Source organism: Pseudoduganella sp. GW821-FHT12E03 (assembly GCF_058807115.1).
This window is the reverse complement of the sequence record NZ_JBXAQJ010000015.1, coordinates 49,400-72,908: the sequence shown is the minus strand read 5'-3', so window position 1 is coordinate 72,908 and position 23,509 is coordinate 49,400. Positions and strand designations below refer to the sequence as shown.

The window sequence follows — 23,509 nt, the reverse complement described above, 5'->3', positions numbered from 1 at the left end:
GGCTAAGTAAAGGAATTGCTATGACCGCCCATGTCACCATGTACAGCACCGCCGTGTGCCCGTATTGCGTCCGTGCCGAACGCCTGCTGGTCGCCAAAGGCGTCGATACCATTGAAAAGATCCGCGTCGACCTCGATCCGGAACAGCGCATGCTGATGATGCAAAAGACCGGCCGCCGCACCGTGCCGCAGATTTATATCGGCGACACCCACGTTGGCGGCTTCGATGACTTGTACGCGCTGGACCAGGCCGGCGGCCTCGACCCCTTGTTAAAAGGCTGACCCGTCCCATATTGGTTTTGCTACAATTGCCAGCGCATTTGAGCGGCAGCTATCCGCTGCCGCTGCAACGCATGACATCGTGAGCGGCCAGGCCGCTCTTTTCCACTCTACGAAAGCGTTCCATGTCTGAAGAAATCAAGCAACCCGTATTCCAAATCCAACGCGTCTACCTGAAAGACATGTCGCTGGAACAGCCAAACTCGCCAGCCATCTTCCTGGAACAGGAAGCGCCGGCCATTGAAGTGGCGCTGGACGTAGGCGCTGAGCCGCTGGCAGACGGCATCTTCGAATCGACCGTGACGATCACCGTGACCGCGAAGGTCAAAGACAAAGTCGCTTTCCTGGTGGAAGGCAAGCAAGCCGGTATCTTCGAAGCACGCAACATCCCTGCGGAACAGCTGGATCCACTGCTGGGCATCGGTTGCCCGAACATCGTGTATCCATACCTGCGCGCCAACATCGCCGACCTGATCACCCGCGCCGGCTTCCCACCAGTTCACCTGGCGGAAATCAATTTCGAAGTGTTCTACCAGCAGCGCCTGGCCGCGCTGGCTGAACAGCAAGCCGCTACCGCTGCCGCCGCCGCGCCGGAAGCCAATGGTGCAGCGCACTAATTGCACTTAAAGTAATATAGCAGTACCCCCTCAAAGGCCGGCAACGGCCTTTGAGCGCTTTGGGACGTCTTTTTCACCAGCCCTCGAGATCACTGTATGCGCCGTACCACCACCTTTTTCCGTTTGATTGCCGGCGCCGCCCTGTTGCTGGCCGCGGGCGCCAGCCATGCGGCGGACTTCAAATCGGTGGGTGCGGCGCCAGCCATCCTGTACGACGCGCCCTCGGTCAAAGGCGCCAAACTGTTCGTGGCGCCGCGCGGCATGCCGCTCGAAGTCGTGCTCAGCTATGGCGAATGGGTCAAGGTCCGCGATGCCGGTGGCGATCTGTGCTGGGCCGAAGCCCGCGCGCTGAGCCCGAAACGCACCGTCGTGATCAAGACTGCGGCCACCAAAGTCCGCACCACCGCCGATGACAACGCCCCGCTGTCCTTTACTGCCGATAAGGGCGTATTGTTGGACTTGCTGGAAGTCGCCGCCGGCGGCTGGATCAAGGTGCGCCATCGCGACGGCGTCACCGGGTATGTGAAAAGCAGCGACATCTGGGGCATTTGACGCATGCAAGACAAGAAAAAAACACGTGTCGGCGTACTGGGCGCCGGCGCATGGGGCACGGCCGTTGCCATCGCGCTGGCCCATCGCCATGACGTAATGTTGTGGGGTCGCAACACCGCCGCCATGCAGGAAATGGCGGCCGCGCGCGACAACCTCGCATATTTATCCGGCCATCCCTTCCCTGCCGGCCTGACCGTTGCCACGGATTTCGAAGCGGCCGTCGCCTTCGCCGGCGACGATGGCTTGCTGATCGCGGCCTGTCCGGTGGCAGGCCTGCGGCCCCTGCTGCAACAATTAAAAGGGCGCGCCATTCCCAACATCGTGTGGCTGTGCAAAGGTTTCGAATATGAAACCGGCTTGCTGCCGCACCAGATCGTGCAAGCGGTCCTCGGCGACACGGTGGCGGGCGGCGCATTGTCCGGCCCATCGTTCGCGCAAGAAGTCGCGCGCGGCTTGCCGTGTGCGCTGGCAATCGCTTCCAGCTCGGAAAATCTGCGTAATAAAGTTGTTTCGATCGTGCACGGAGGCAATTTACGCGTGTATTCGACCCCGGACCTGGCCGGTGTCGAGGTCGGCGGCGCCGTGAAAAACGTGCTGGCCATCGCCACCGGCGTGGCCGACGGCCTGGGCCTGGGACTCAATGCCCGCGCCGCGCTGATTACCCGGGGCCTGGCGGAAATCACGCGCTTGGGCCTGGCATTGGGCGGCCAGGCGGAAACCTTCATGGGGTTGACCGGCATGGGTGATTTGATCCTGACCTGCACCGGCGACCTGTCGCGCAACCGGAAAGTCGGCCTTGGCCTGGCCCAGGGCAAATCGCTGGACACCGTGGTCGGGGAACTGGGCCACGTGGCCGAAGGCGTGCCCTGCGCCAAAGCCGTCCGCGACCTCGCCGCGCGCCTCGGCGTGGACATGCCGATCACCAATGCCGTGGCCGGCGTCCTGTTCGACGGCGACCAGCCGCAAGCCATGGTGGCGCGCCTGCTGGCGCGCGACCCGCGCGGTGAAGCCGCCGCCAAATAGCGCGCAGGCACGCATTCATATACTTATAAGAAGGACATTTCTATTGACCATCGACAATACCGTTAGTAACATACGCAATTCTCGATCTTACAAAGATTGCAATTTAATTACGGTTTGGGTGGCACATGGCGAAATGGTATGAGGTAACGGCCGGCGTTACGGCACTGGTGGCGCTGAGCGCTTGCGGCGGCAATATGAACAGTGGCGGCGCCGACAGTGCCGAGCGCAAAGTACAGGGCGCCGCGCCATTGACGCCAGAAGTGCTGGCCGATGAAAACCGCCTGTCGGCGGGCCTGGAAAGCACCGCCGGCCTGGGCGCCACAGGCGATGTGTACGTCTGGGGCCGCAACGATGCGGGCCAGGCGGCGCTGACGCCAGTCAAAATTAGCGGCCTGAGCGATGTGAAATCCATCAAGTCGGGCGGCCTGACCCATTTGGTGCTGAAACAGGATGGTACCGTGTGGCTGGTTTCGTCGCGCGGCGTGACCGCAGTCACCGGCTTGAGCAATGTGAAAGCCATTGCCGCCGGCCAGGGTCACATGCTGGCGCTGGCGACCAACGGCAACGTCTGGGGCTGGGGCCGTGGCGGCGCCGCCACCACGACGCCGGCCATCGTGGCCGGCTTGAGCAATGTGAAATCCATTGCCGCGGGCCAGGACTATAGTGTCGCGCTGGCGGCCGATGGCAAAGTCTGGACCTGGGGCGTCAACCTGTTCGGCCAGCTGGGCAATGGCGCCACGGGCCGCTCCGGCAATCCTGCCGCCGTGCCTGGCATCACCAATGCCAAATCGATTGCGGCCGGCATGGCGCACGTGCTGGTGCTGAAACAGGATGGCACGGTATGGGGCTGGGGTAACAACAGTTATGGCCAGCTGGGCGGCACCGCCCCTGCCCATTACGTGCCAGTGGCCATCAAAGGATTGCCCGTCCCGGTGGCCGGCATGAGCGGCGTACGTTCGGTCGCCGCCGGCGCGTACAACAGCGGCATCGTCCACTACAACGGTTCGGTCTGGACTTGGGGTAACAACACCTTCGGCCAGTTGGGCGATGGCACCACGGCCGTGTCGTTCGCGCCGAAAAAAGTCAACGCGATCAGCGACGCCGTGTCGATGGCGATTGGCGCCGGCCACGTTGCCGTGCTGCGCGGTGATGGCGCGGTCTATGCGTTTGGCCGCAATTCGGCCGGCCAGCTGGGCAACAACACCATGTCCGGCAGCAACCTGCCAGTGCAAACCGTGGGCGCGGGCGGTATCGGCAACCTGAACCTGGGCAAGTCGGCCAACCGCTAAGACGGCGCGCCGGTGTTTCACCATGCAAACGCCGGCATTGCCCGTAGTCCCTGAAGCACGTCCCGGCGAACGCTGGGCGTGCGGCATGCTGGGCCTGATGGCCAGCCTGCCATTCCTGCAGCCCTGGCATGACCTGCCACTGACTTCCTTCCATGCTGAATGGCTGGCCGCCCTGTGCGGCCTGCTCGGCATGCTGTTCCTGCTGCCGCGCCCTGCGGCCTCGCCCCTGCTGGTTCCCGCCATCACCGTTGCGCCACTGGCGCTGATCGCGCTCACCCTGCTGCAACTGGCCAGCGGCGCGTTCGCCTATGGCGCCAGCGGCGTCCTGCAGGCGCTGTACCTGCTGTGGGCCGCCGGCCTGGCCATCGCCGGCCGCACGCTGGCGGCCGGCATGGGCGCGGCGCCACTGCTGGCGCGCCTGGCCTGGGCCCTGCTGGCTGGCGGCGCGGTCAGCGCGGTGTTCGGCCTGCTGCAATATATCGGCTGGTGGCCCGCCTTCGGAGGGCTGGTCAGCACGCCGCAGCCGGTTGCCGAATACGGCGTGTTTGGCAACCTGTCGCAGCAAAACCATTTCGCCACTTACGAAGCGCTGGCGCTGGCGGCCTGCGCCTACCTGGCGCTGACAAGCCGGCTGGCGCTGCGCTGGACGCTGGCCGCCAGCGCCTTGCTGCTGGCCGCACTGGCGCTGTCGGGGTCGCGCAGCATGCTGCTGTACCTGGCGTGGCTGCTGGGCGCGGGCTTCATGCTGTCGCCGGTGGCAGGCCGCTGGCAACACCTGCGCCGCTGGCTATGCATTGCCATGCTGGTCATGCTGGCCGCCGTGATTGTGCTGGCGGTGGCCGCCCGCGTGACGCCGACGGGGTTGGGGCCGCAATTAACCCGGCTGGTCTCGCCGCAGGACGGAGCCTTCGGGCCCCGCATGTTTTATTGGGAGCACGCACTGCGCATGTGCATGGCGCACCCCTGGCTGGGCATTGGATTCGATGGGTTTGCATTGCAGCTGGAAACCCAGCTGACGGCGCCGGCGCCTTTTGCCATCGACCAGTATGCGCACAATTTGCCGCTGCAATTGATGGCGGCGGCCGGCCTGCCCGGCGTGCTGGCACTGGCCGTGCCCGCGCTGATGTGGGGCGCCCGGGTGTGGCGCCAGCCGCGCAGCATGGAACGCCTGTTGATCTGTGGCGTGCTGGGCATCCTGCTGATCCACTCGATGCTGGAGCAGCCACTGCATTACACATATTTCCTGGGCATCGCCGCGCTGTTTGCCGGCATCGCCGACCCATCCGGCCGCCCGCTGCGCGCCAATGCGATCCCCATCGTGCTGCTGCTGGCGCTGCTGTTCACCGCAGTCAAGACAGGGCGCGACCATACCGCCTTGCGGGAACAATTCGAACCAGGCGAGGCGGCGGCGGACCTCGCGCTGCGCACCCGCACCCTGCACCATTTGCGCCATTATTCGCTGCTGGCGCCACTCAGTGAACTGATCGGGCCGGAGGTGTTCGTGGCGGCCGATGCGCCGGTGGCCGCGCGGCGCGCGCTGAATCAGCGGGTGCTGCGCTTTGCCCCGACCGAGGAAGTGGCGTTCCGCCACGCCGCCCTGCTGGCCGAAGAAGGCCGCCTGGCGGAAGCGCAAGTGCAGTTGCGCCGCGCCACCCTGGCTTACCCGCTGTCGGCGCCGGACTACCTGGCCCGCATCGACATGCTGGCCGCCGCCGATCCCGCCGTGTATGGCGCGCTGGCGGCGTATGGCCGCCAATTATCGCGCCCACAATGACAACAGGCCGGCGCCCTCGATGGGACGGCCGGCCTGTCTTAGTCCGCTAGCGTGCTATCAGCAGCAGCCGCAGCATTCCGCCAGCATGCGCAGGCAGCATTCAATACTGCCGCAGCAATCCATGCTGGACGCCATGGCGGCGGATGCCACGGCCAGCAAGGCGGCAGCGGCGGAAAGTTTGATCAGTTTGTTTTTCATGATGTGTCCTTGGTAAATAAATGAAGTTGGCGAAAAAACGCGCCACTTCAGTCGGGCGGACACCAGATGTCCCGCACCGGTTCGGGCACCCCTGCCGAGGTCACGCCAAGCGGTGCCGGATGCCGCATCACGGGCAACGCCGGCATGGCCGCCGCCGCATGGGCCGGCGGCTGGTGCGCCATGCAGCCCATGGCCGCGCACTGCACCACGGTGCAATCGTCCATCCCGCCGCCGCAGCAAGTCTGCACGGACGCCGCCGCGCCGGCAACGGCGTGCAGCACGAACAGGGCGATCAGCAACAGGTGTTTGAACAGGCGCATGCGGCTTATTTTACGCCCTTCAGCCAGCGCTGGTATTGGCCATAGTGATGAATGACAAATCCGCCAAAGGCCTTGTTGTCTTCGAAACTGCGCTGGGCCAAGCCCAGTTCACGCTCCATGTCCGCTTCATTCAAGTGTTCAAACGACACTTTTTTCAATGCATTGGGCAAGGTTTCCACGCCCAGCCACACGGTGCGGCCGATGGCTTTCGCATATGCGATTTCATCGGCGCCATGGCTGACAATGCCGTCCGGCCCCAGCGCGTGGTCGCGGTAATCCATCAGCGCCACGTAATCGTACAAGTCTTGCACATGTTCGCTGGCGGGCTTGCGCTTGCCCTGCCACTCCAGCGCGATGCCATCGAGCCAGAACGGAATGGCCGGGCCGATCGGCAGCGACAGACCGGATTGGCGCCTGGCGGCCATGATGTCGCGGCTCAGGTCCAGCAAGCCGCCCAGCAGCGCCAGCCGCTGGCTGCTCCACTGCGGCAGGATGTGCGGCTCGATGTCGAGGTTGATACCGTCAAAGCGTTCGTCCGGCGCCACCCTGGCGTTGTAGTCGAACACCCGCTGCACCATCGCCAGCGCTTCCTTGCGGTGCGACGGCAGCACGTAGCGCTCGGTGTGCAGGTAAGCGGAACCCAGCAGCGCATAGGTGGCGATATCGGCCTGCCGGAAGCGCTTGATCAGGCGCCGGTATAACTGCGGCTGGTCGGCAATCAGGTTGCGTCCCTGCCAGGCGTCCGCATACAGGTAAACGGTGCGGATCCGTTGCTGCCGCAGGAACCGCACCGCGGCCTCCGCCTCGCCTTCCCGCTCCAGCATCGCATACGATTCCGGTTCCCAAGTCCAGATCGCGCGCGGCGCCGCCGGTAACGCCGGTAACGCCTGTGGCGCCGGTTCCGCCGCGCCGGCCTGCAGCAGGCAGCAGGCCAGCAAGACCGCGGCCAGCGCTTTCACAGTAGCACCGGCACGTGGTATTGGCCGGTCCCGACCGGCTTGCCGGTATCCGGGTGCGACGGGATCACCGACACGAAATACTGGCCCGGCTTGAGCGCGGAGGTTTTCAGGTGCAAGGTGACGGGCAAGTCTTGTTTGCCGTCGAGCGTACTGGCCTTGCCATAGGCTTCGCCGAGTTCACGCCCCTGCGCATCGGTCAGCACCAGCAACGGCACGAAGAGCGCGGAGCGGCCCGGCGCATGGTTGGCAAAGCGCGCATCGACTTGCAGCATCGCGCCATCGCGGCGGGTGTGCGTGCTGTCGACCACCACACCGCCCGGCCCGGACGCCACCGCCGCCGCTTGCAATGAACGTCCGTCGGCGCGGAACGACAGTTGCGGCGCCATCGATTCCGGCGGCGCCAGCTTGCCGCTGCGGGCCATCGCGTCATTATTGGCGATAAACGTGTCGAATTGCGCGCGCACTTGCGCCCTTGCCTGCGCATCGTCGATCGGGGCCAGGCGCATATTGTCGGCCAGCGTGTACAGCTGGTCCTGGCCCAGGTACAGCGGGCCGGACACATAATCGCTCAATTCCGTCTTGGTCTGCTTCAGCGGCAGCGCATGCAGGTTGCGGAAAGCGGTGTCCATGTCGAGCCCCGCCCCGAGCCACGTGACGGCGGCCGGGGTGCGGATGCCATGCTGGTGCGACAAGAAGGCCAGCAGCGCCGGCGCCAGGTCGAATTGCGACGACACCGCCTTGATGGCCCGCGGTGCTTTCAGCAGCGGCGACCAGACCAGCAGCGGCACGTGATACCGCTCGATGCGCGTTTCCATCGGGATTTCCGGCAAGCGGTGGTCGCCGGTCACGATGTAAATCGTGTTCGCATGGTCAGGCAATTGCGCCGCCTGTTCGAAGTAATGGCGCAGCGCATCGTCGGTGTACAGGATGCTGGCGTAGATATCGCGCTGCGCGCGGTAGGGCCCGCGCTGGTCGTCGGGGATGTTCAGTTGCGCCAGCCGCTCGTCGGCCTTCTTGCGGTAGCCATCCTGGCCGGGAAAGACAAATGGCGTATGCATGCTGTTGGTCTGCAGGATGGCAATGAATGGCCGCTGCTTTTCATTTTTCTCGCGCGCCAGGGTGAAGTCGACCAGGGCCCGGTCCGCATACCCCCAGTCATTGCTGCGCTGGTAGGCGGCGCCGTAATCGCGCTCGCTGAACAGCTTATCGATACCGGCGCTGCGCAGGTACTGGCCTTGATTGTCGAAGTCCAGATTGGAGCCGGTATAAAAGCGGACGTGATAGCCCTGCGCCTTCAGCACGCCGGGCAGCGACGCGTGCGACGGCAGTGCGGGCAATGCGGCAAAACCGTTTGGGCCAAACGGCAGCGAACCGAAGACCGATGGCAACACGGCAAACGTGCGGCCCTGCGGCGACAGGAAATTTTCCCAATACAGGCTGCGCTGCGCCAGTGCATCGAGGAAGGGCGTAAAGCTGCCCAGGCGCGCATTCGGGCCGGAAAAACTGCGGCCCAGGCCTTCGACAATGATGAACACGAGGTTGGGCTTGTGGCCCGCGTTGACGGTGAAATACGGGCCCAGCGTGTCCGGCGTGCGCTCGCTGTGCAGGAAGGGATAATCGGGGTGCAGCGCGGGATCGGCCGCCTGCTGCGCCACGGACGGCGCTGCCGCCGGCTTGGCGGGCGCGGCATGGGTGCGGCTGTGGTGCACGTTATCGTCCAGGAACCATGCGGTTTTGTTGGCGGCCAGGGTGGCGGCGCCGATGGTGGCGGGCAAGACGTTGTCGAGCCGGGTCGGCATCAGCAACAGGCTGGCGGCGGCCAAGCCCGCGAACACCAGCCCGGCCCGCGCGGGCCTTTGCGGCTTGCCGCTGCGCGCATGAAACACCAGCCAGCCCCACAGCATCAGGTGCGCAGCGGCCAACCCGGCCAGCAACGGCGCGCCCAGTGACGGACCGCCCGCCGCCGTGGTGCGCACTTCTTGCCACGAATAGGCAAACAAATCCGCGCCCAGCGGCACGCCGGCCGACGCGTGATAGTGGATCAGCGCCGCATGGCCCCACAGCAGCAGGGTCCAGCCGATTCCCAGGCCCAGTACCCGTACCTTGCGCGACGGCGAACGCAAGAACGGCCAGGCCAGCAGCAACAGCGGCAAGCCATAGCGCAGCAGCGCACTGGCGTCATGGACGATGGCCGAACCCAGCACACCCCATGACGCACCGGCCTGCACACCCCTCGTCAATTCGGCCAGGCGCAGGCACGCCATGGCCAGCACCAGGCCGGGCAAATAACCGAGGAACGCACCCGCCGCCGCGCCAAAGCCTTGCGGCGGCGCGCCGGCGGGCGCAGGTTCGGCGGCGGCTACCATCGCCGGTACAGGGCGGCCGATGCGCCCTTCTCTGAACCGCCGCCGGATTCGCGCGAATAGCTGGCGCCCACTTTAACGCCCCAGCGCGGCGTGAGGTAATGGACCCAGCTGATGCTGGTGGCGCCGGAATGCGTGCGTCCGCCCAGCAGCGACAGCGTATCGTCGCTGCGGCCACGGCTGCGGGCCAATTCCACATAGCTGTCGCCATCGCCCCGGTAGTAATAACGGCCCAGCAAGCGGTCGCCGGCGCCGTGCGATGAGGAAGTCAGCACATTGGTGTGGCGCAGCAGCAGGTAAAAATTACCAATGTATTTACCGATGCCGACGCCATAAATATCGACGCGCGAAGCGAACAGCATGGTGTCATTGCTGGCCGACAGTTCCCAGCCGCCGCCCACGCTTTGCCACACTTCCGCGCGCCACGACCGGTGCGGGAACAGCCGCTGTTGCGGCGCCTGCTGGTAGCGCACATTGGCATAGGCGCCATTCCACAGGTTGGCGTAGCCATCGAGCGCCCAGGCGAGATCGTGGTCATCGAAGCGGTGCACGCGCAGGGTTTCAAATGCGAGCGAGCCGCGCTCCCAGTAGCGGCGCACGGCCAAGGTCTGGTCGGCCCAGCGCTGGTCGCGCGGATCGACTTCGGTGACGCCCCCGGACAGGCTGGCTTGCCAGTCAAAACCGGCCGGCGCCACCGCGCCCGGCGCGGCAAGCGCCAATGCCGTGATTTTCGGCTGCATCGCGTCACGCACGCCGGCAATGGCTTGTGGGTCGCCATTGAGCGCGGCGGCCCGGTCGAGATCGGCCCGCGCCGGGCCGGGCTGGCTGGCGTCGCGGTACGCTTTGGCGCGCGCCACGTACAGCACGGGATCATCGGGTTTCAGCGCAATCAGCCTGTCATAGACCGCGACCGCTTTCGCCGGGCGTTCGGTCCATACATAGATATCCGCCAGCGACGCCCACACATCGGCATAGCCTGGCGCGGCATGGGTGGCGGCAAGGAAATCCTTTTCCGCCGGCTCCCACTGCTGCAGGCGGCTATACGCCAGGCCACGGCCATACAGCACATCGACGTTGTTTGGCGAGCCGGCCAGCAGCTTCGAGTAGATCTCGATGGCCATGGCGGGCTGGCCGGTATTGGCGGCATTGCGGGCTTGTTCGAATTGCTGTTCGTAACTAACGGCAGGAGCGGCGGCCACCTGCGCGGGCGGGGCTTGGTCTACGGGGGCGTAGAAGACTGGGAGCATGGAATCTCACAGGGAAGGTGGATTGGGATGCGATTGTTTTGAACAAAAGGTAACTGAGGGCTTAAGGAGCGTCAAGGCGAGCACGGTTGGGCGGTATTTCAGCGGGATGTGGCGCGATTGGTGGCTTTCAGGAGGGAATCACCGCAGTCCCGGCTAAAATGCGCCCATGCCAAGCAAACCACCCAAATTTCCCGGCCCGCTGACTTCCAGGGGCGCCGTGCTGGCCGTGCTGCTGTCGAACGCCGATCAGACCGGCGCCGAACCGCTGCACGGGCGCGTCACACTCGCCGCCATCGTCAAGACCCTGAAGCGCAAGTATCTCTGGCCGATTGAAACCAGCAGTTTCCCGGGCAATACCGCCGATGGCCGCGCCACCTGGGCCACGGTGTACAGCTTGCCGCCGGCGGTCATTGCCAAGGCGCTTGATGCGGGTGGGCGGGAATGGCTGGAGCGGCGGGCGGTCGCCAAGGGGGCGCCGCGGGGTGCTGGCGAATATGTGGAAGACTGACGCCGGCATTCACTGAAGAGAGCCGAAAAAGGGCCTGCAAGGCAGGCAACGTGTTCGATTAGACCGGGGGCATCCGTTCCAGGGCCTGGGCTGGTCAGTTTCGAAAAGGTGGAGCCCAATGATACCCAAAGTTAATGCGAAGAAACAGTAACAAACATTAGCTACGGGAAATGCAAAAAATTATATTAATTAAATTCCAACATTACAAATTGATATTAATAATTTTATATTTTATTGTGATAAATTTAGCCGCTTTGACAGGAGCGGACGATGCAAAAATATTTTCCATTGGCAATAGCATTACTCGGAACAACCCAAGTTTCCCACGCGCAAATTGATACAACGGTAGCTGGGCCGCTGACAAAATTTGAACTGCGGACACCCACTCCAGTATACGATAATCCTCTTTATTATTCTAATCCTGAGGAACGGATACAGGTTGCGAAAGAATTTAATCGCAATAGCTCTGAGCATTATTTCAACGACTATTACAGCTTTCACCCACGAACGACGTCAGACACGTACGTAAAAGAGACATTATATGGGCGGGACGTCTACAAATTAACAGCCTACGCTCCTTTGGATGATTTTAAAAATACGCGGGCGGAAATTTCAACGCGCTGGGAGCTGACTCCATCTAATACTGTTGGCGACCCAGTGAAAACCCGATGGTATGCCGGCGCCGTATTGGTACCGCCCCCTCCCGCCACGCCTTCTGCTCCCGGTTACACGCCGATTGCGGCCGAAGTTGCAAGCCTGATCCAGGTGCACACGGAAGCTGCGCCAAATTCTCCGCCGGTCCAATTGGGACTAAGAGATAAACAACTGGTGGTCATTCTGCGCGGGAATCTGGAGACTACAAAACGCGAGCTTGCCAAGGAAGAGACCATATTCCTGGACCAGTTCGATGTCAACACTTGGTATTGCTTCTATGTGAAAGCCAACTGGTTTGGCGTACACGGCTACGGTGAATTAGCTATTTGGCTTGATAAATGGAATCCAGCAACACCGAATACGCCCGTGCAGCGGAAGCTGGTTTATCGTGGAAAGAATACTTACAATACGTATGCGGGTCACCGCAATTACATGAAGGCGGGCTATTACTTCCCCGGGACGTTCCCTAACAAGCAGGATCCCGCCAAACCCAACGATCCTACCGCCAGGGTTCCGCTGTTCCCGAGTCAAACCATCTACGCGGACACGCTGCGCATCGCCGACACAGTGACGGGCACGAGCGGCGATACGGAACTCAATACGCTGGCGGTGCTCAGGCCGTCATTACCCTGCAAATAAAAGCCAAGCGAACGTTATGGCGTCAACAGGTCCGCGCCACTAAAATGGCGCGGAAGTCATACACGTTGGTGAGCTTCGGCCCACGATGGCGCCGCCGCGCACGGTCACCGTGGTTTCGCCGCCGGACAACAGGATGCACGGCGCCGCAAACAGCAAATCGTAGAAGTGGCACCGTCAACAAGGAGCGACGACGACGCTGGGGTACGTGTCTACCTACAACAAATGACGTGAAGTTGCCGGCTTTCAAGGGATGCTGGTCGCGAGGGTAAAAAGCCGGGGCTGCCGGAACCACACTACAGAGCTAGATTGGCTCCCTTTTAAGAAAAGTACCGCCAAAAATACCGCCAAAACAAAAAGTGCTGTCACCGGCAACGATTGCCAGCTGTAGGGCGGATTGCAATCCGCCATGCATGTGTGGCCTGCGCGCATCCCGTGCACCGCAAAACAACCCTGCCAACCGAACTGCTTGCAAACGCCGGTACACGGCATAGAATGAAGCCCTCACATGTGGGAATCGCTCCCACGAGGGCATGCATCGAGCATGTCCCTATGCCTCTCGGCATAGGCGTCGCAGTCGTCACCTGCCTGATAATTGAGCGCTGAGACGCGCTTTCGTAAGTCGACAAAGCTGGCATTGCACGGCAACGTGGCCAGCGACTAGAAAAAGCCACCGGAATCCGGTGGCATGCTTTACCGATCAGCGCCCTAGCGGCGCGACTTGGCAAGGACAAGCTCCTTGCACCGATTGGCCCGCACGCTCCTCGTGGTTTGCGGGCCGCACAAAGCCCTGCGTTGCATTCTGCGCGACTGGCCAGCACCTCCGGCAGTGTTATCGCTGGACGCCAGCACTTCGCGCATGCACCGCCAACGCAGGCGCTTCCGATCCGCCGCGACCGTCGCACACCGTGCGATAGCGGCGTCACCTCAGGTGGTTGTCATGGGTACGGTCACGTGCGTCGTTACTGGCGGCGTGCTGCCAGTGACGACGCGCCGCATGGGGCTTAAACCCAGGCGGCAAGCGGTATTTTTCCGCGTGATGGTGGTCAGTGACGGGGCCAAGCGCCCCACTTCGCATGCAAGCCATGCGAAGTCCTTTGCCCGCTTCGGGCTGATTCGTTGAAGTTGATCCGTGCACGAGGTGCACTCCATGGACCCTGGGTAATTGGTCCCCGCTGCGGCAGTTCCCTCCGGGAACGCGCAGCGGTGCCACACGCGCATGCGGCGCGGGCAGGCAGTAACAGCAACCGCATACACGGGGGTGGTGCCCCGGGGCCATTTTACAAACCTGTCCTGCTGCGGCAGCACGGGTGGCCAGAAACACTCACCTGACTGGACTACACCACACTGCATCGATGTTTTGTTTAACCCCATAGATCGGAAGGAGGACTTTGCCATGCGCAACTTGAAGCACCAGCTCAAGCAACTGTGTCATCGCAACCGCGATGGCAGCTTTGCGACGCAGGCCGACCGCGAGCGCTTATTAAATCTGTGCGCGAACGACCTGGCGCAACGTGGCTTCCAGCACCTGAATGCGGACAGCCTGAAACCGAAGCATGTGGCGACGCTGCTCAACAAATGGAAACAGGATGGCATTAGCACCGGGACGCTTAAAAACCGCATGAGCGCCTTGCGCTGGTGGACCGAGAAGGTCGGCAAGGAGAACGTCATTGCGCGCTCCAACAGTCAATACGGGATCGCGGAGCGAGTGTTTGTCACCAATGTCTCGAAGGCCAAGATGCTGGACGCCGACATGCTGGCCGCATCACCAATCCCTATCCATGGATGTCTGCGCAGTAGCGGGCAGCATTTAGGTTGCATAAACGAAATTACCCAATGGCAGCAGCGCCGCACTGATGCTAGCTGAGGGGCAAACAACCGAAATCGCAAACCATGCTATAGTCGCTATTTACCTCATGAAATCAATGAGTTACTAGTTGCATAGATAAGGTTTCCAAGTAAACACAATGATTTAGAAAGCCTATTGGGGCCTTGAATACACCAACGACAATAGAGAGTGTTAAAGCCATTGACTCTATGTAACATTATTTGCATATGGGAAGTGCATAGAGTATGTTGCTTAAGAAGGCAAGTTAGTTGCTTTTTTGGCACTTCGTGACCCAGATCACATGTAGAGCGATGCTGTGCGAACTACAATGAAATGTGGGTTATCAGACAGACTCCCTAACAGATGTTGCATTATAGTCAATGGCAGAAGTCCTTATCGAAGCCTTTCATGGCACCTCGCGCGAAGCAGCGGGACAAATCGTGGCGAACGGCTTCAATGAAAGTGTTAAGGCAACAGAATGGCTAGGGCACGGGATCTATTTTTTTGTAAATGGGATTTCCAACCCATCTGATAACGCAAAGGAATGGGCCAAAGCCCAATCTTGGAATAAATATAAAAAAATATTCGATTACTCTCATTATGCAGTTATTAAAGCTGACATAAAAATAGAGGAAGATAGAATTTTAGATATAAGCAACATAGACGGATTGCGTAACTTCAATTTAATAAAAGAGAAGTTGCTCGATAAAATCTTTACTAACTTTAAGATAATCAGCGAGAACAAGTTAGAACACAATTGCATGCTATTTAATTTCATAGTGGACACATTGAAGGTTCAGGCCGTAAAGCACAACCTTTATATAAAGCCATCCCGTGAGCGTAAATTGCAGTTAGTGCTAAATGTTCCCAATACGACCGTCTTGTGCGTTAGAAAAAATGGCTTTGATGCCAATGTTGCCATTGTGGATACTGGGGAAGTGAAATGAACGGAAATTTCTTTGAATTCGCCAATTCTCTTATCGATGAATTATCGGTGGATGAATTACAGGCTCAGCTTAATGCTTTCGGAATCGAATGCGAGCGCAATATTGCAAGCAGCAAACACAGAAACGTTAGCTTTGACGTTACTGTTGAAGCTGTTAGTTACGTCCAAGAAGTTTCTGTTGATGCGGATGTTCCTCTTTCTTATGGATTATCAATCCCGATGGATTCACTATGGGGAACCAATGAACCTATTGTAGCCAATGATAACAGCTATGCTCTTGCAGCTTAAGGCTTCCCATGTTGCAGATTAAACCATTAACCTTTAAAGCACACTCCTTGCAACTTGGAACGGCGGAACGCTTGGGTGTTCCTGATGACTTAAAGGGAATTTCGCTAAAAATTGTAGCATCGAAGGTTGAGAGGAATATAGTCTGCATCGTACTGGAACTGCTGGTAAAAGTACAAGATAATACTTGGCTGGACGTGGACTATGCTGCTGAATTTTCCATTAACGACCCAAATGTAGATAATTTCGAAGTTTCCGATGAAACATTGAAAAACACATTTATTCAAGTGAATGCCCCAGCAATTGCATATCCCTTCTTGCGCTCGTTTGTTTCAACAATTTGCGTAAATGCTGGATACCAACAAGTGATCGTTCCGCCTATCAATTTCCAACAGATATTTGATGAAAAGAGAAAATCTGATGGCGCATCAGATTCTATCTTATCCACTCCATCAAAATAATAGTTGAACAAATCTCTACCTAGCTGATCGCGTATTGCCTTACGGCGAAACCAACTCCAAACTTAGATGCTGCCTGCTGCCTACCATGAAGAATCATGTAAAATTCTATGATTCCAATCGAGCACCACCTCATCGCGTAACAGCACCTCCCTCCTAAAATATATATTTAGAGTAAATTTTCCAATATCAGCAGCTTCAAATTTATCAGAAACTACGCTTTCACGCGCAGTATTGAGAAAAATACACCCTCTCTTTCTTTATATAAAGCCACCTGCTCGCTCTATGATTGAGAAATATTTGTTAAAGGGGGCAATATATCTTCTATCTCCATTTTTCTTTCTATACTCAGAAGGATTGAAATTACAAAATGGGAAGTAGTGATCCGTAGCATCGTTGAAGTTAGATACTTCGAGAAATTCGAAATATTTTGCCGCAATCGCCATTATGCTTGTGGTGCTAGGCCCATTTCTCCTTCCGAAGTCATCAACAATGCTAAACTCTACGTCGACCGGTTTTCCATTTGCCAAAAGAGAGGCAAAGTCATTTTTATAGTCCAGCGTTTTTTGTGTAGAAATTCTTTTAAAAACAATTGGATCCAATTTATAGACAACGGCCAAAAACACCAAGAAAAATATGTGTACCCGCTCATTTTTCAAGGTAATAAAACAGGCTTCAAGCATAGTCGCAATTTGTGAAACGTCCCTTAGCGATAAGTTAAATGTGTCAGCATGTACCGATAAGACATACGTTACATAATCGATAGGATTATATGGGGTTTCTTTGGGTGGGTGCGCTATAGGATCATGCTCAAGGCCATATGCTATAAAGTTTATATCTGACGGAATAGATTTCCCTATTCTTTCAAGAACCAATTTTGAGAAGGAATTATTGTCGGGCAGCGACAAGGTGTACTGCAAATCAAAGAATCGTTGGAGATAACGCTGTCCATCAAAACCATTGCCATAAACAGCCTTGGTCGACTCACTTAATTGAGATAGATTGGTTGCCACCACAAAGGTTACCCCAGGAACGCCGAATAGATGTTTAATTCCCTCCAGCAGTTCAATTGCATAATCAGGGCGGCAACGATCTAATTCGTCAACAAAAATTAGAATAGGAAGACGAATTTCTTGAACCGTCTCTAAGTGCTTTATTAGAAACCCAAGATTTCCTTTAAATGACTTGATTGCGTCTTTAGTGGTCTTGTGGGGCTCTAGGGCTTTTTTTATTGCCTCAGCTATCTTTTTTGAAGCTTCTTTCGATGCCTCCTTTGCAGCTTCTGAAACTTTCGCTTCAGAAGCTTCCTCATCATCAGCTTGTCCGTCATCATCGATGAGATTTTTTATACCTTCCATTGATAATCCAGTAGCGTGCTTTAATGCAGTAGTGGCGATGATAGCTGCTGCAGGCTTTATAACCTTCTTCAAAACATTTAACGCTTTATTTGCTTCCCTCTTTGCAATTGGTATTTTCTTAAAGTGAGAGGTTAAACCCTCCTCAAGTTCAGAAATAAAGGCAAGCAATGGGTCTGGTGTGAAGTCATTTTTCCAAGCATCGAAATAGATTGCTGGGTGACCTTGAAATTCTGCGTCTTGCTTCCAGCGCTCAAGCAAAAATGACTTACCATAGCCCCATTCAGCATTTACCGCTAATACGAAACCTGGTTCTGCAGGATTTGTCTCATACCTAGCGGATAGATATTTCTGAAGGTAATTGGCATCGCCACGACGACCCAATACGTCATGTTTCCAAATTAAATCGAGTTTATTCGAACTATCAGTCATCGTTCGCCCATTCGGTAATCATGTTCTAACTAGCGGTATTCCCATTCGCGATGCGTCCTCACATTGTCGGAGGACCGCTGCGGATTGGTCAGGTCAATACCACAGCATATCAGATTGCAAATTGGAAAGGTTTGTACATTTCCACCAGCAAGAATGATAAGTAGGGCCAACGAAACTTCATCGCAGTTAAGACTTCCCCGCCTCAACTCTTCTCACAAGCCTGTGCACCGCATTTCAATGAATACCGATTGACATATATTCCCGCTCCCCTCACCTTACAAAGGCAGCAGCTGGCCCAGCAGAAGTAGGAAAGCCTAATGAGTATTCCCCCAGATTTGCAAGCCCCGAGACGCTACTGCTTAAACCAGCAACGCCGGAACGCAGCACACCAGACTTTCCAAGTCGAGTAGATCCCGTTTGCCCATCCGGCCTTTAAGCCTTGACGCGTGAACTGGACCGCCCCTCATCGATCCGCCACGGACTGGACACACAGTCGGCACCCCCTCGTCTTTCCATTTGCAATTCCAAAACTCAAGGAACGCTCATGAACACCACGAGAAAATTTCTCCGCTTGCCTGCGGTGATCGAGGCCACCAGCTGGTCTCGCGCCACCATCTGGCGAAAAGTAAAGGCAGGCATCTTGCCAGCGCCGATTCCCATCGGGCCAAAGTCCGTAGCCTGGGACGCGACGGAAATCGCCCAATGGCAGCAGCGCTGCATTGACGCCAGCCGTGGCGTCGGCTGACCGTCTTGGACAGTCTTCCGGCGCCATTTCCAGAAACCAGAAACGGAAGGGGCCGGTCAGTGCATCTGACCGGCCCCTTCTTCTCTACCCTTCTGGCTATCCTTTGCCGCCATGAAGCGGAATAACCTCAGCCCCAACCCGCAACTTGTCCAGATAATCCGCCCACCGCTGCATCATTTCCCGTCTGGCGGGCAGATGCGACGTGCGGTTATACGCCCGGCCCAGCGGATCTCGCACCGTATGGGCAAGCTGATGCTCGATCAGATCGGGACGTTCCCCCAGCACTTCATCCAGAATGGTTCTCGCCATGGCGCGAAAGCCGTGGCCAGTCATGACTTCCTTGCTGTAGCCCATGTAGCGCAAGGCGGCATTGATGGTGTTCTCGCTCATGCAGGCCTTGCTGCGCAGGCTGGGGAAGACATACCGTCCGTCGCCGGTGATCGGGTACAGATCGCGCAGGATGGCCACGGCCTGCCTGCTGAGCGGCACAAGGTGTTCGATCTTCATTTTCATCTTGGCCGCAGGTATCCGCCACTCTGCCGCGTCCAGATCGAATTCCGTCCACTCGGCGGCCCGCAGTTCACCGGGGCGAACGAACACCAAGGGAGCCAGTTTGAGCGCCGCCACGGCCGCAGGAAAGCCGTGGTAATCGTAAATGGCGCGCATCAGCGCCCCCACCTGCTTCGGTTCCGTGATGGCTGAGAAATTGCGCCGCACCGTCGGCGCGAGCGCGCCGCGCAAGTCGACGGTGATGTCGCGCTCCACCAAATCGAGCGCCACCGCGAACCGGAAAATCTGTCCGCAGAGCTGTTTCACCCGGTGGGCAGACTCGACAGCACCTCGCACCTCCATTTTTTGCATGGCGGCCAGTACGTCACGCGGTTTGATCTCGGCAATCGGCTTTTTCCCGATCACGGGAATCAGATTCTGGTCCAGCCAGCGCTGAACCTTTTCTTGCGTACTGGCGGTGCGGGTCGGTGCAATTTTCTCCATCCATTGCCTGGCTACCACTTCGAAGGTTTGCAGGGCGGCGGCACTCTTGGCCTGGCGCTGCTCCTGCTTTGCCAGGCTCGGATCGATGCCTTCGGCCAGCAATGTGCGGGCCTCATCACGCCGCCTGCGGGCGTTGGCCAGCGAGACCTCCGGATACACGCCGAGTGCCAAGGTCTTTCGCTTGCCAAGGAAACGGTAGTTCATCCGCCAGTACTTCCCTGTCTCCTTCACAAGCAGGTACATACCGGCCCCATCCGTGTGCTTTTCGCCGCCGGGTTTGCCCGGCTTGACCAGCCGGACGAACGTATCAGTCAGTGCCATAGTCGCCTCCGCTGGCGGTATACGGTTTTACGCCGCGAACCAGATACCGCCACAAGTACCGCCACTTCTATGCGCTTTCATGCTACGCCGTGGAACCACCGGAGACAACAAAAAACCCGCGCTCCCTATGAGAGTGGCGGGTTTTCGATACTGCCTGATACTACTTGCATCAGTAACTTGGTGCCGGCTGCCGGTTTCGAACTGGCCACCTGATGATTACAAATCAACTGCTCTACCAAATGAGCTAAGCCGGCGTAAACTTTTCAGCGCGGATTATACGCTATTTGATGCGGGTCAGGGTGGGACGGCCGCCCTTTTTCGGCGGTTCGCCGCCGTCGTCCGGTGCGTCCGGGCTGACGGTGTCAGTCAGACGGGACTCGGACATCGGCACCGGGCTCGGTACCGGCGCCAAGGTCGGCGCCGATGGTGCTGGCGCCGCCGGGGCGGACGGCTCGAACTGGCCCAATTGCGGCTCAAACGCCATGCCTTGGCCGTTTTCGTTGGCATAGATGGCCATGACGTTATTCACCGGCACGAAAATTTCGCGCGACACGCCGCCGAAGCGGGCGTGGAAACGGATGCTGTCATTGTCCATCTTCAGCCCCGAAGTGGCGCCAAAGCTGATGTTGAGCACAATTTCGCCCTTTTTCACGTATTCCATCGGTACCGTGGTGGCGGCATCGACTTTCACGGCCAGGTAAGGCGTATAGCCGCTGTCGGTGCACCACTCGTAGATGGCGCGCAGCATGTAGGGCTTGGTGGAGATGTCTGCCATGGTATTAACGGCGCATGACCTTTTCAGACGGGGTCAGCGCTTCGATGTACGCTGGACGCGAGAAGATACGCTCGGCGTATTTCATCAGCGGTGCAGCGGTTTTCGACAGTTCGATACCGTAGTGATCCAGACGCCACAGCAGCGGAGCAACCGCCACGTCCAGCATCGAGAATTCATCGCCCAGCATGTACTTGTTCTTCAGGAACAGCGGCGCCAGGGTGGTCAGGCGGTCGCGGATTTCCGCACGGGCCTTGTCATGGCTCTTGTCGTTGGCCTTGGCACGCTCGGATTCCAGCGTGTGCACGTGCACGAACAATTCTTTTTCGAAGTTGAACAGCATCAGGCGGGCGCGGGCGCGCATCAGCGGGTCGGCCGGCATCAGTTGCGGGTGCGGGAAACGCTCATCGATGTATTCATTGATGATGTTCGATTCGTACAGGATCAGTTCGCGCTCAACCAGGATCGGTACCTGGCCGTAAGGATTCATGGTCGAAATGTCTTCCGGCTTGTTGAACAAGTCCACATCGCGCACTTCGAAATCCATGCCTTTTTCAAACAGGACCAGGCGGCAGCGTTGCGAGAAGGGGCAGGTCGTACCCGAGTAGAGAACCATCATTTTTCGTAGTTCCTTAGAAACAAAATGGGATGTAGCCGCAAAAGCGGCTCACCCCAAGGAGCGCGCCCGCCTCGCGGGCGGCGCAAAACATAATGAAGGCCCGGACAAGCCGGGCCGCCATACTCTTATTTAACTTCCTTCCAGTACGATGCGTTCAGGCGCCAGGCCAGCAGCACAAAGCAGGACAGGAACAACAAGACCCAAACGCCCAGGCGTTTGCGGGTCTGCTGGGCAGGTTCAGCCATCCACTCCATGTAGCCCACCAGGTCCGCCACCGCAGTGTCGTACTCCAGTTTGCTCATGGTGCCGGGCTTGACCTGCTCGAAACCGACGAATTTGTGCACTTTCTTGGAAGAATCGTGTGGATCCGTTTCCTCTGCAAACTTGGCGTTCTGCACACCCTGCAATTCCCACAGGACGTGCGGCATCGCCGCGTTTTGCAGCACCAGATTGTTCCAGCCGTTCGGGCGGTTGTCATCCTTGTAGAAAGTACGCAGATAAGTATACAGGTAGTCGCCCCCTGTGCCTGCGGACGATGCCTTGGCGCGCGAAATCACCGACAAATCCGGCGGAACCGCGCCGAACCAGGCCTTGGCATCCTTGGCCGGCATCGCCGTGGTCATCAATTCGCCTACTTTTTCACCGGTAAACAACAGGTTACCCTTGATCTGCTCTTCCGTCAGACCCAGGTCCTTCAACCGGTTATAACGCATCGAAGACGCATTATGGCAGTTCAGGCAGTAGTTCACAAACAACTTGGCGCCATTTTGCAGGGCGGCCATGTTGGTCGAACGATCCGGCGCCTTGTCCAGCGGGTGGCCGCCTTCACTTGCCAGCGCCAGTCCGGGGACCACCAGCGCCAGGATTGCAATTAACTTTTTAGCAAAATTCATGTACTTGTCCTCTTCAGCGATGATCGGCTATCAATGCGCGTGGTAAGTAACGCGGGATGGGACCTGTTTGAACTGGCCCATTTCGCTCCACCACGGCATCAGCAGGAAGAAGGCAAAGTAGTACAGGGTGCAGATCTGCGACACGACCGTACCCACCGGGCTCGGCGCCTGGGTACCCAGGTAGCCCAGCGCGACGAACGCGATGCCGAACAGCATGTACACATATTTATGCCAATCCGGACGGTAGCGGATCGATTTCACCTTGGAGTGGTCCAGCCATGGCAGGAAGGCCAGGATCACCACCGACGAACCGAAGAACACCACACCCCAGAATTTCGCATCCAGCACCGAAGGCAGCATGCCGATGATGGCCACCAGCGCGCCGACCGCGATGGCCGTCTTGACCATGCCCGACAGGCGCGACTTCAGCCACAGGAACGCCACATAGGCGGCCACGGCAAACATCAGCACCCACATGAAGTCGGCGGTGGTGGCGCGCAGCACCGAGTAGAACGGCGTGAAGTACCAGGTTGGCGCGATGTGCAGCGGGGTCTTCAGCGAGTCGCCCGGCAGGAAGTTGTTGTACTCCAGGAAATATCCACCCATTTCCGGCGCAAAGAACACCACCGTCGAGAAGATCAGCAGGAAGACCGACACGCCGAACAGGTCGTGCACGGTGTAGTACGGGTGCGATGGAATCGAATCGACCGGATGGCCGTCCGGGCCCAGGTTTTCCTTGACTTCGATGCCGTCCGGGTTGGACGAGCCCACTTCGTGCAGTGCGATCAAGTGCGCCGCCACCAGGCCCAGCAGTACCAGCGGAATCGCGATCACGTGGAACGCGAAGAAGCGGTTCAGGGTCGCGTCGGACACCACGTAGTCGCCGCGGATCCACAGCGACAGGTCAGGGCCGATCAGGGGAATCGCGCCAAACAGGTTGACGATCACCTGGGCGCCCCAGTACGACATCTGGCCCCATGGCAGCAGGTAGCCGAAGAAGGCTTCCGCCATCAGGCACAGGAAAATGGCGAAACCGAACAGCCAGATCAGTTCACGTGGCTTGCGGTACGAACCGTACAGCAGGCCGCGCGTCATGTGCAGGTACACGATGATGAAGAACGCGGACGCGCCGGTCGAGTGCATGTAGCGCACCAGCCAGCCCCACGGCACTTCCCGCATGATGTATTCGACGGAACCGAAGGCCAGGTTGGCGTCCGGTTTGTAGTGCATGGTCAGGAAGATCCCGGTGACGATCTGCAGCACCAGCACCAGCATGGCCAGCGAGCCGAAGATGTACCAGAAGTTGAAGTTTTTCGGGGCGTAGTACTTGCCCCACTGGTCGTTCCACAGCTTGGTCAGCGGAAAACGGTCGTCGACCCAGCCCAGGGCCTTTTGCGAGGCTGGCGCGTTGGCAGGAAACTTGGTTTCTTTAAATGCGCCCATG

Annotated in this window: 24 protein-coding genes and 1 tRNA gene; 13 read left to right on the top strand and 12 right to left on the bottom strand. The window is 58.5% G+C overall.

Annotation, left to right across the window (positions count from 1 at the left end):
* Nucleotides 1–20 precede the first annotated feature (20 nt).
* The 6 genes from grxC (at nt 21) to AC1RRC_RS29590 (ending at nt 5,533) form a co-directional block, all read left to right on the top strand.
* On the top strand, nt 21–281 hold the full coding sequence (gene grxC / locus AC1RRC_RS29615; RefSeq protein ID WP_493059295.1) for a glutaredoxin 3: 261 nt from the start codon (nt 21–23) through the stop codon (nt 279–281).
* A 122-nt stretch (nt 282–403) separates the two neighbouring features.
* Nucleotides 404–895 (top strand): protein-export chaperone SecB, encoded by a 492-nt coding sequence (gene secB, locus AC1RRC_RS29610; RefSeq protein WP_154380544.1) that lies wholly within the window; start codon nt 404–406, stop codon nt 893–895.
* A gap of 96 nt (nt 896–991) precedes the next feature.
* Entirely contained in the window at nt 992–1,447 is a 456-nt protein-coding gene (locus AC1RRC_RS29605; RefSeq protein WP_493059294.1) for an SH3 domain-containing protein, read from the top strand.
* Between the two features lie 3 nt (nt 1,448–1,450).
* Nucleotides 1,451–2,470 (top strand): NAD(P)H-dependent glycerol-3-phosphate dehydrogenase, encoded by a 1,020-nt coding sequence (locus AC1RRC_RS29600; RefSeq protein WP_493059293.1) that lies wholly within the window; start codon nt 1,451–1,453, stop codon nt 2,468–2,470.
* Between the two features lie 125 nt (nt 2,471–2,595).
* Nucleotides 2,596–3,759: an RCC1 domain-containing protein gene (locus AC1RRC_RS29595; protein WP_493059292.1), complete on the top strand. Its 1,164-nt coding sequence runs from the start codon at nt 2,596–2,598 to the stop codon at nt 3,757–3,759.
* Between the two features lie 22 nt (nt 3,760–3,781).
* Nucleotides 3,782–5,533, top strand: a complete 1,752-nt coding sequence (locus tag AC1RRC_RS29590; protein ID WP_493059291.1) for a PglL family O-oligosaccharyltransferase — start codon at nt 3,782–3,784, stop codon at nt 5,531–5,533.
* Nucleotides 5,534–5,590: 57 nt separating this feature from the next.
* On the opposite strand, the gene AC1RRC_RS29585 is transcribed toward AC1RRC_RS29590, so the two are convergent.
* Genes AC1RRC_RS29585 through AC1RRC_RS29565 form a run of 5 tightly spaced genes read right to left on the bottom strand, consistent with a single transcriptional unit; the run spans nt 5,591 to nt 10,620 of the window.
* A complete protein-coding gene (locus AC1RRC_RS29585) occupies nt 5,591–5,731 on the bottom strand; it encodes a hypothetical protein (protein WP_493059290.1) in 141 nt (46 codons plus the stop codon).
* 47 nt (nt 5,732–5,778) lie between these two features.
* Nucleotides 5,779–6,051: a hypothetical protein gene (locus AC1RRC_RS29580; protein ID WP_493059289.1), complete on the bottom strand. Its 273-nt coding sequence runs from the start codon at nt 6,049–6,051 to the stop codon at nt 5,779–5,781.
* Nucleotides 6,052–6,056: 5 nt separating this feature from the next.
* Complete coding sequence (locus AC1RRC_RS29575; RefSeq protein ID WP_493059288.1) at nt 6,057–7,010, bottom strand: hypothetical protein; 954 nt, start codon at nt 7,008–7,010, stop codon at nt 6,057–6,059.
* On the bottom strand, nt 7,007–9,376 hold the full coding sequence (locus AC1RRC_RS29570) for an LTA synthase family protein (RefSeq protein WP_493059287.1): 2,370 nt from the start codon (nt 9,374–9,376) through the stop codon (nt 7,007–7,009). Before AC1RRC_RS29570 ends, AC1RRC_RS29575 begins: the two co-directional genes overlap by 4 nt.
* Nucleotides 9,370–10,620: a YaiO family outer membrane beta-barrel protein gene (locus AC1RRC_RS29565; RefSeq protein WP_493059286.1), complete on the bottom strand. Its 1,251-nt coding sequence runs from the start codon at nt 10,618–10,620 to the stop codon at nt 9,370–9,372. The genes AC1RRC_RS29570 and AC1RRC_RS29565 overlap by 7 nt, the downstream gene beginning before the upstream one ends.
* Nucleotides 10,621–10,786: 166 nt before the next feature.
* Here AC1RRC_RS29565 and AC1RRC_RS29560 point away from each other — a divergent pair, with 166 nt between their 5' ends.
* The 6 genes from AC1RRC_RS29560 (at nt 10,787) to AC1RRC_RS29535 (ending at nt 15,938) form a co-directional block, all read left to right on the top strand.
* Entirely contained in the window at nt 10,787–11,128 is a 342-nt protein-coding gene (locus AC1RRC_RS29560; RefSeq protein WP_493059285.1) for a hypothetical protein, read from the top strand.
* 270 nt (nt 11,129–11,398) lie between these two features.
* Nucleotides 11,399–12,421, top strand: a complete 1,023-nt coding sequence (locus tag AC1RRC_RS29555) for a heparin lyase I family protein (protein ID WP_493059284.1) — start codon at nt 11,399–11,401, stop codon at nt 12,419–12,421.
* Nucleotides 12,422–13,814: 1,393 nt separating this feature from the next.
* Nucleotides 13,815–14,285: a phage integrase N-terminal domain-containing protein gene (locus AC1RRC_RS29550; RefSeq protein ID WP_493059283.1), complete on the top strand. Its 471-nt coding sequence runs from the start codon at nt 13,815–13,817 to the stop codon at nt 14,283–14,285.
* 341 nt (nt 14,286–14,626) lie between these two features.
* Complete coding sequence (locus AC1RRC_RS29545; RefSeq protein ID WP_493059282.1) at nt 14,627–15,193, top strand: poly(ADP-ribose) polymerase family protein; 567 nt, start codon at nt 14,627–14,629, stop codon at nt 15,191–15,193.
* Complete coding sequence (locus tag AC1RRC_RS29540; RefSeq protein ID WP_493059281.1) at nt 15,190–15,480, top strand: hypothetical protein; 291 nt, start codon at nt 15,190–15,192, stop codon at nt 15,478–15,480. The genes AC1RRC_RS29545 and AC1RRC_RS29540 overlap by 4 nt, the downstream gene beginning before the upstream one ends.
* 8 nt (nt 15,481–15,488) lie before the next feature.
* Nucleotides 15,489–15,938 (top strand): protein-export chaperone SecB, encoded by a 450-nt coding sequence (locus tag AC1RRC_RS29535; RefSeq protein WP_493059280.1) that lies wholly within the window; start codon nt 15,489–15,491, stop codon nt 15,936–15,938.
* A 257-nt stretch (nt 15,939–16,195) separates the two neighbouring features.
* Here the strand turns inward: AC1RRC_RS29535 and AC1RRC_RS29530 are convergent, their stop codons facing one another.
* Nucleotides 16,196–17,722, bottom strand: coding sequence for a KAP family P-loop NTPase fold protein (locus tag AC1RRC_RS29530; protein WP_493059279.1), 1,527 nt, complete (start codon nt 17,720–17,722; stop codon nt 16,196–16,198).
* Between the two features lie 544 nt (nt 17,723–18,266).
* On the opposite strand from AC1RRC_RS29530, the gene AC1RRC_RS29525 reads away from it, so the two are divergent.
* Complete coding sequence (locus tag AC1RRC_RS29525; protein ID WP_493059278.1) at nt 18,267–18,467, top strand: helix-turn-helix transcriptional regulator; 201 nt, start codon at nt 18,267–18,269, stop codon at nt 18,465–18,467.
* A gap of 96 nt (nt 18,468–18,563) precedes the next feature.
* Here the strand turns inward: AC1RRC_RS29525 and AC1RRC_RS29520 are convergent, their stop codons facing one another.
* From AC1RRC_RS29520 to AC1RRC_RS29495, 6 genes are all read right to left on the bottom strand, one after another.
* Complete coding sequence (locus AC1RRC_RS29520) at nt 18,564–19,781, bottom strand: tyrosine-type recombinase/integrase (RefSeq protein WP_493059277.1); 1,218 nt, start codon at nt 19,779–19,781, stop codon at nt 18,564–18,566.
* A gap of 178 nt (nt 19,782–19,959) precedes the next feature.
* A tRNA-Thr gene (locus AC1RRC_RS29515) sits at nt 19,960–20,035 on the bottom strand.
* Nucleotides 20,036–20,061: 26 nt separating this feature from the next.
* Entirely contained in the window at nt 20,062–20,556 is a 495-nt protein-coding gene (locus tag AC1RRC_RS29510) for a ClpXP protease specificity-enhancing factor (RefSeq protein ID WP_493059276.1), read from the bottom strand.
* Nucleotides 20,557–20,560: 4 nt separating this feature from the next.
* Nucleotides 20,561–21,172 (bottom strand): glutathione S-transferase N-terminal domain-containing protein, encoded by a 612-nt coding sequence (locus tag AC1RRC_RS29505; RefSeq protein WP_050409980.1) that lies wholly within the window; start codon nt 21,170–21,172, stop codon nt 20,561–20,563.
* 125 nt (nt 21,173–21,297) lie between these two features.
* Entirely contained in the window at nt 21,298–22,065 is a 768-nt protein-coding gene (locus AC1RRC_RS29500; RefSeq protein WP_493059275.1) for a cytochrome c1, read from the bottom strand.
* A gap of 30 nt (nt 22,066–22,095) precedes the next feature.
* Nucleotides 22,096–23,508: a cytochrome b gene (locus AC1RRC_RS29495; RefSeq protein ID WP_493059274.1), complete on the bottom strand. Its 1,413-nt coding sequence runs from the start codon at nt 23,506–23,508 to the stop codon at nt 22,096–22,098.
* Between the last annotated feature and the right edge of the window lies 1 nt (nt 23,509).

What these genes read in the sequence shown, in the direction of transcription:
- grxC (WP_493059295.1), top strand. Translation starts at nt 21, where the DNA reads ATGACCGCCCATGTCACCATGTACAGCACCGCCGTGTGCCCGTATTGC.
- secB (WP_154380544.1), top strand. Translation starts at nt 404, where the DNA reads ATGTCTGAAGAAATCAAGCAACCCGTATTCCAAATCCAACGCGTCTAC.
- AC1RRC_RS29605 (WP_493059294.1), top strand. Translation starts at nt 992, where the DNA reads ATGCGCCGTACCACCACCTTTTTCCGTTTGATTGCCGGCGCCGCCCTG.
- AC1RRC_RS29600 (WP_493059293.1), top strand. Translation starts at nt 1,451, where the DNA reads ATGCAAGACAAGAAAAAAACACGTGTCGGCGTACTGGGCGCCGGCGCA.
- AC1RRC_RS29595 (WP_493059292.1), top strand. Translation starts at nt 2,596, where the DNA reads ATGGCGAAATGGTATGAGGTAACGGCCGGCGTTACGGCACTGGTGGCG.
- AC1RRC_RS29590 (WP_493059291.1), top strand. Translation starts at nt 3,782, where the DNA reads ATGCAAACGCCGGCATTGCCCGTAGTCCCTGAAGCACGTCCCGGCGAA.
- AC1RRC_RS29585 (WP_493059290.1), bottom strand. Translation starts at nt 5,731, where the DNA reads ATGAAAAACAAACTGATCAAACTTTCCGCCGCTGCCGCCTTGCTGGCC.
- AC1RRC_RS29580 (WP_493059289.1), bottom strand. Translation starts at nt 6,051, where the DNA reads ATGCGCCTGTTCAAACACCTGTTGCTGATCGCCCTGTTCGTGCTGCAC.
- AC1RRC_RS29570 (WP_493059287.1), bottom strand. Translation starts at nt 9,376, where the DNA reads ATGGTAGCCGCCGCCGAACCTGCGCCCGCCGGCGCGCCGCCGCAAGGC.
- AC1RRC_RS29565 (WP_493059286.1), bottom strand. Translation starts at nt 10,620, where the DNA reads ATGCTCCCAGTCTTCTACGCCCCCGTAGACCAAGCCCCGCCCGCGCAG.
- AC1RRC_RS29560 (WP_493059285.1), top strand. Translation starts at nt 10,787, where the DNA reads ATGCCAAGCAAACCACCCAAATTTCCCGGCCCGCTGACTTCCAGGGGC.
- AC1RRC_RS29555 (WP_493059284.1), top strand. Translation starts at nt 11,399, where the DNA reads ATGCAAAAATATTTTCCATTGGCAATAGCATTACTCGGAACAACCCAA.
- AC1RRC_RS29550 (WP_493059283.1), top strand. Translation starts at nt 13,815, where the DNA reads ATGCGCAACTTGAAGCACCAGCTCAAGCAACTGTGTCATCGCAACCGC.
- AC1RRC_RS29545 (WP_493059282.1), top strand. Translation starts at nt 14,627, where the DNA reads ATGGCAGAAGTCCTTATCGAAGCCTTTCATGGCACCTCGCGCGAAGCA.
- AC1RRC_RS29540 (WP_493059281.1), top strand. Translation starts at nt 15,190, where the DNA reads ATGAACGGAAATTTCTTTGAATTCGCCAATTCTCTTATCGATGAATTA.
- AC1RRC_RS29535 (WP_493059280.1), top strand. Translation starts at nt 15,489, where the DNA reads ATGTTGCAGATTAAACCATTAACCTTTAAAGCACACTCCTTGCAACTT.
- AC1RRC_RS29530 (WP_493059279.1), bottom strand. Translation starts at nt 17,722, where the DNA reads ATGACTGATAGTTCGAATAAACTCGATTTAATTTGGAAACATGACGTA.
- AC1RRC_RS29525 (WP_493059278.1), top strand. Translation starts at nt 18,267, where the DNA reads ATGAACACCACGAGAAAATTTCTCCGCTTGCCTGCGGTGATCGAGGCC.
- AC1RRC_RS29520 (WP_493059277.1), bottom strand. Translation starts at nt 19,781, where the DNA reads ATGGCACTGACTGATACGTTCGTCCGGCTGGTCAAGCCGGGCAAACCC.
- AC1RRC_RS29510 (WP_493059276.1), bottom strand. Translation starts at nt 20,556, where the DNA reads ATGGCAGACATCTCCACCAAGCCCTACATGCTGCGCGCCATCTACGAG.
- AC1RRC_RS29505 (WP_050409980.1), bottom strand. Translation starts at nt 21,172, where the DNA reads ATGATGGTTCTCTACTCGGGTACGACCTGCCCCTTCTCGCAACGCTGC.
- AC1RRC_RS29500 (WP_493059275.1), bottom strand. Translation starts at nt 22,065, where the DNA reads ATGAATTTTGCTAAAAAGTTAATTGCAATCCTGGCGCTGGTGGTCCCC.
- AC1RRC_RS29495 (WP_493059274.1), bottom strand. Translation starts at nt 23,508, where the DNA reads ATGGGCGCATTTAAAGAAACCAAGTTTCCTGCCAACGCGCCAGCCTCG.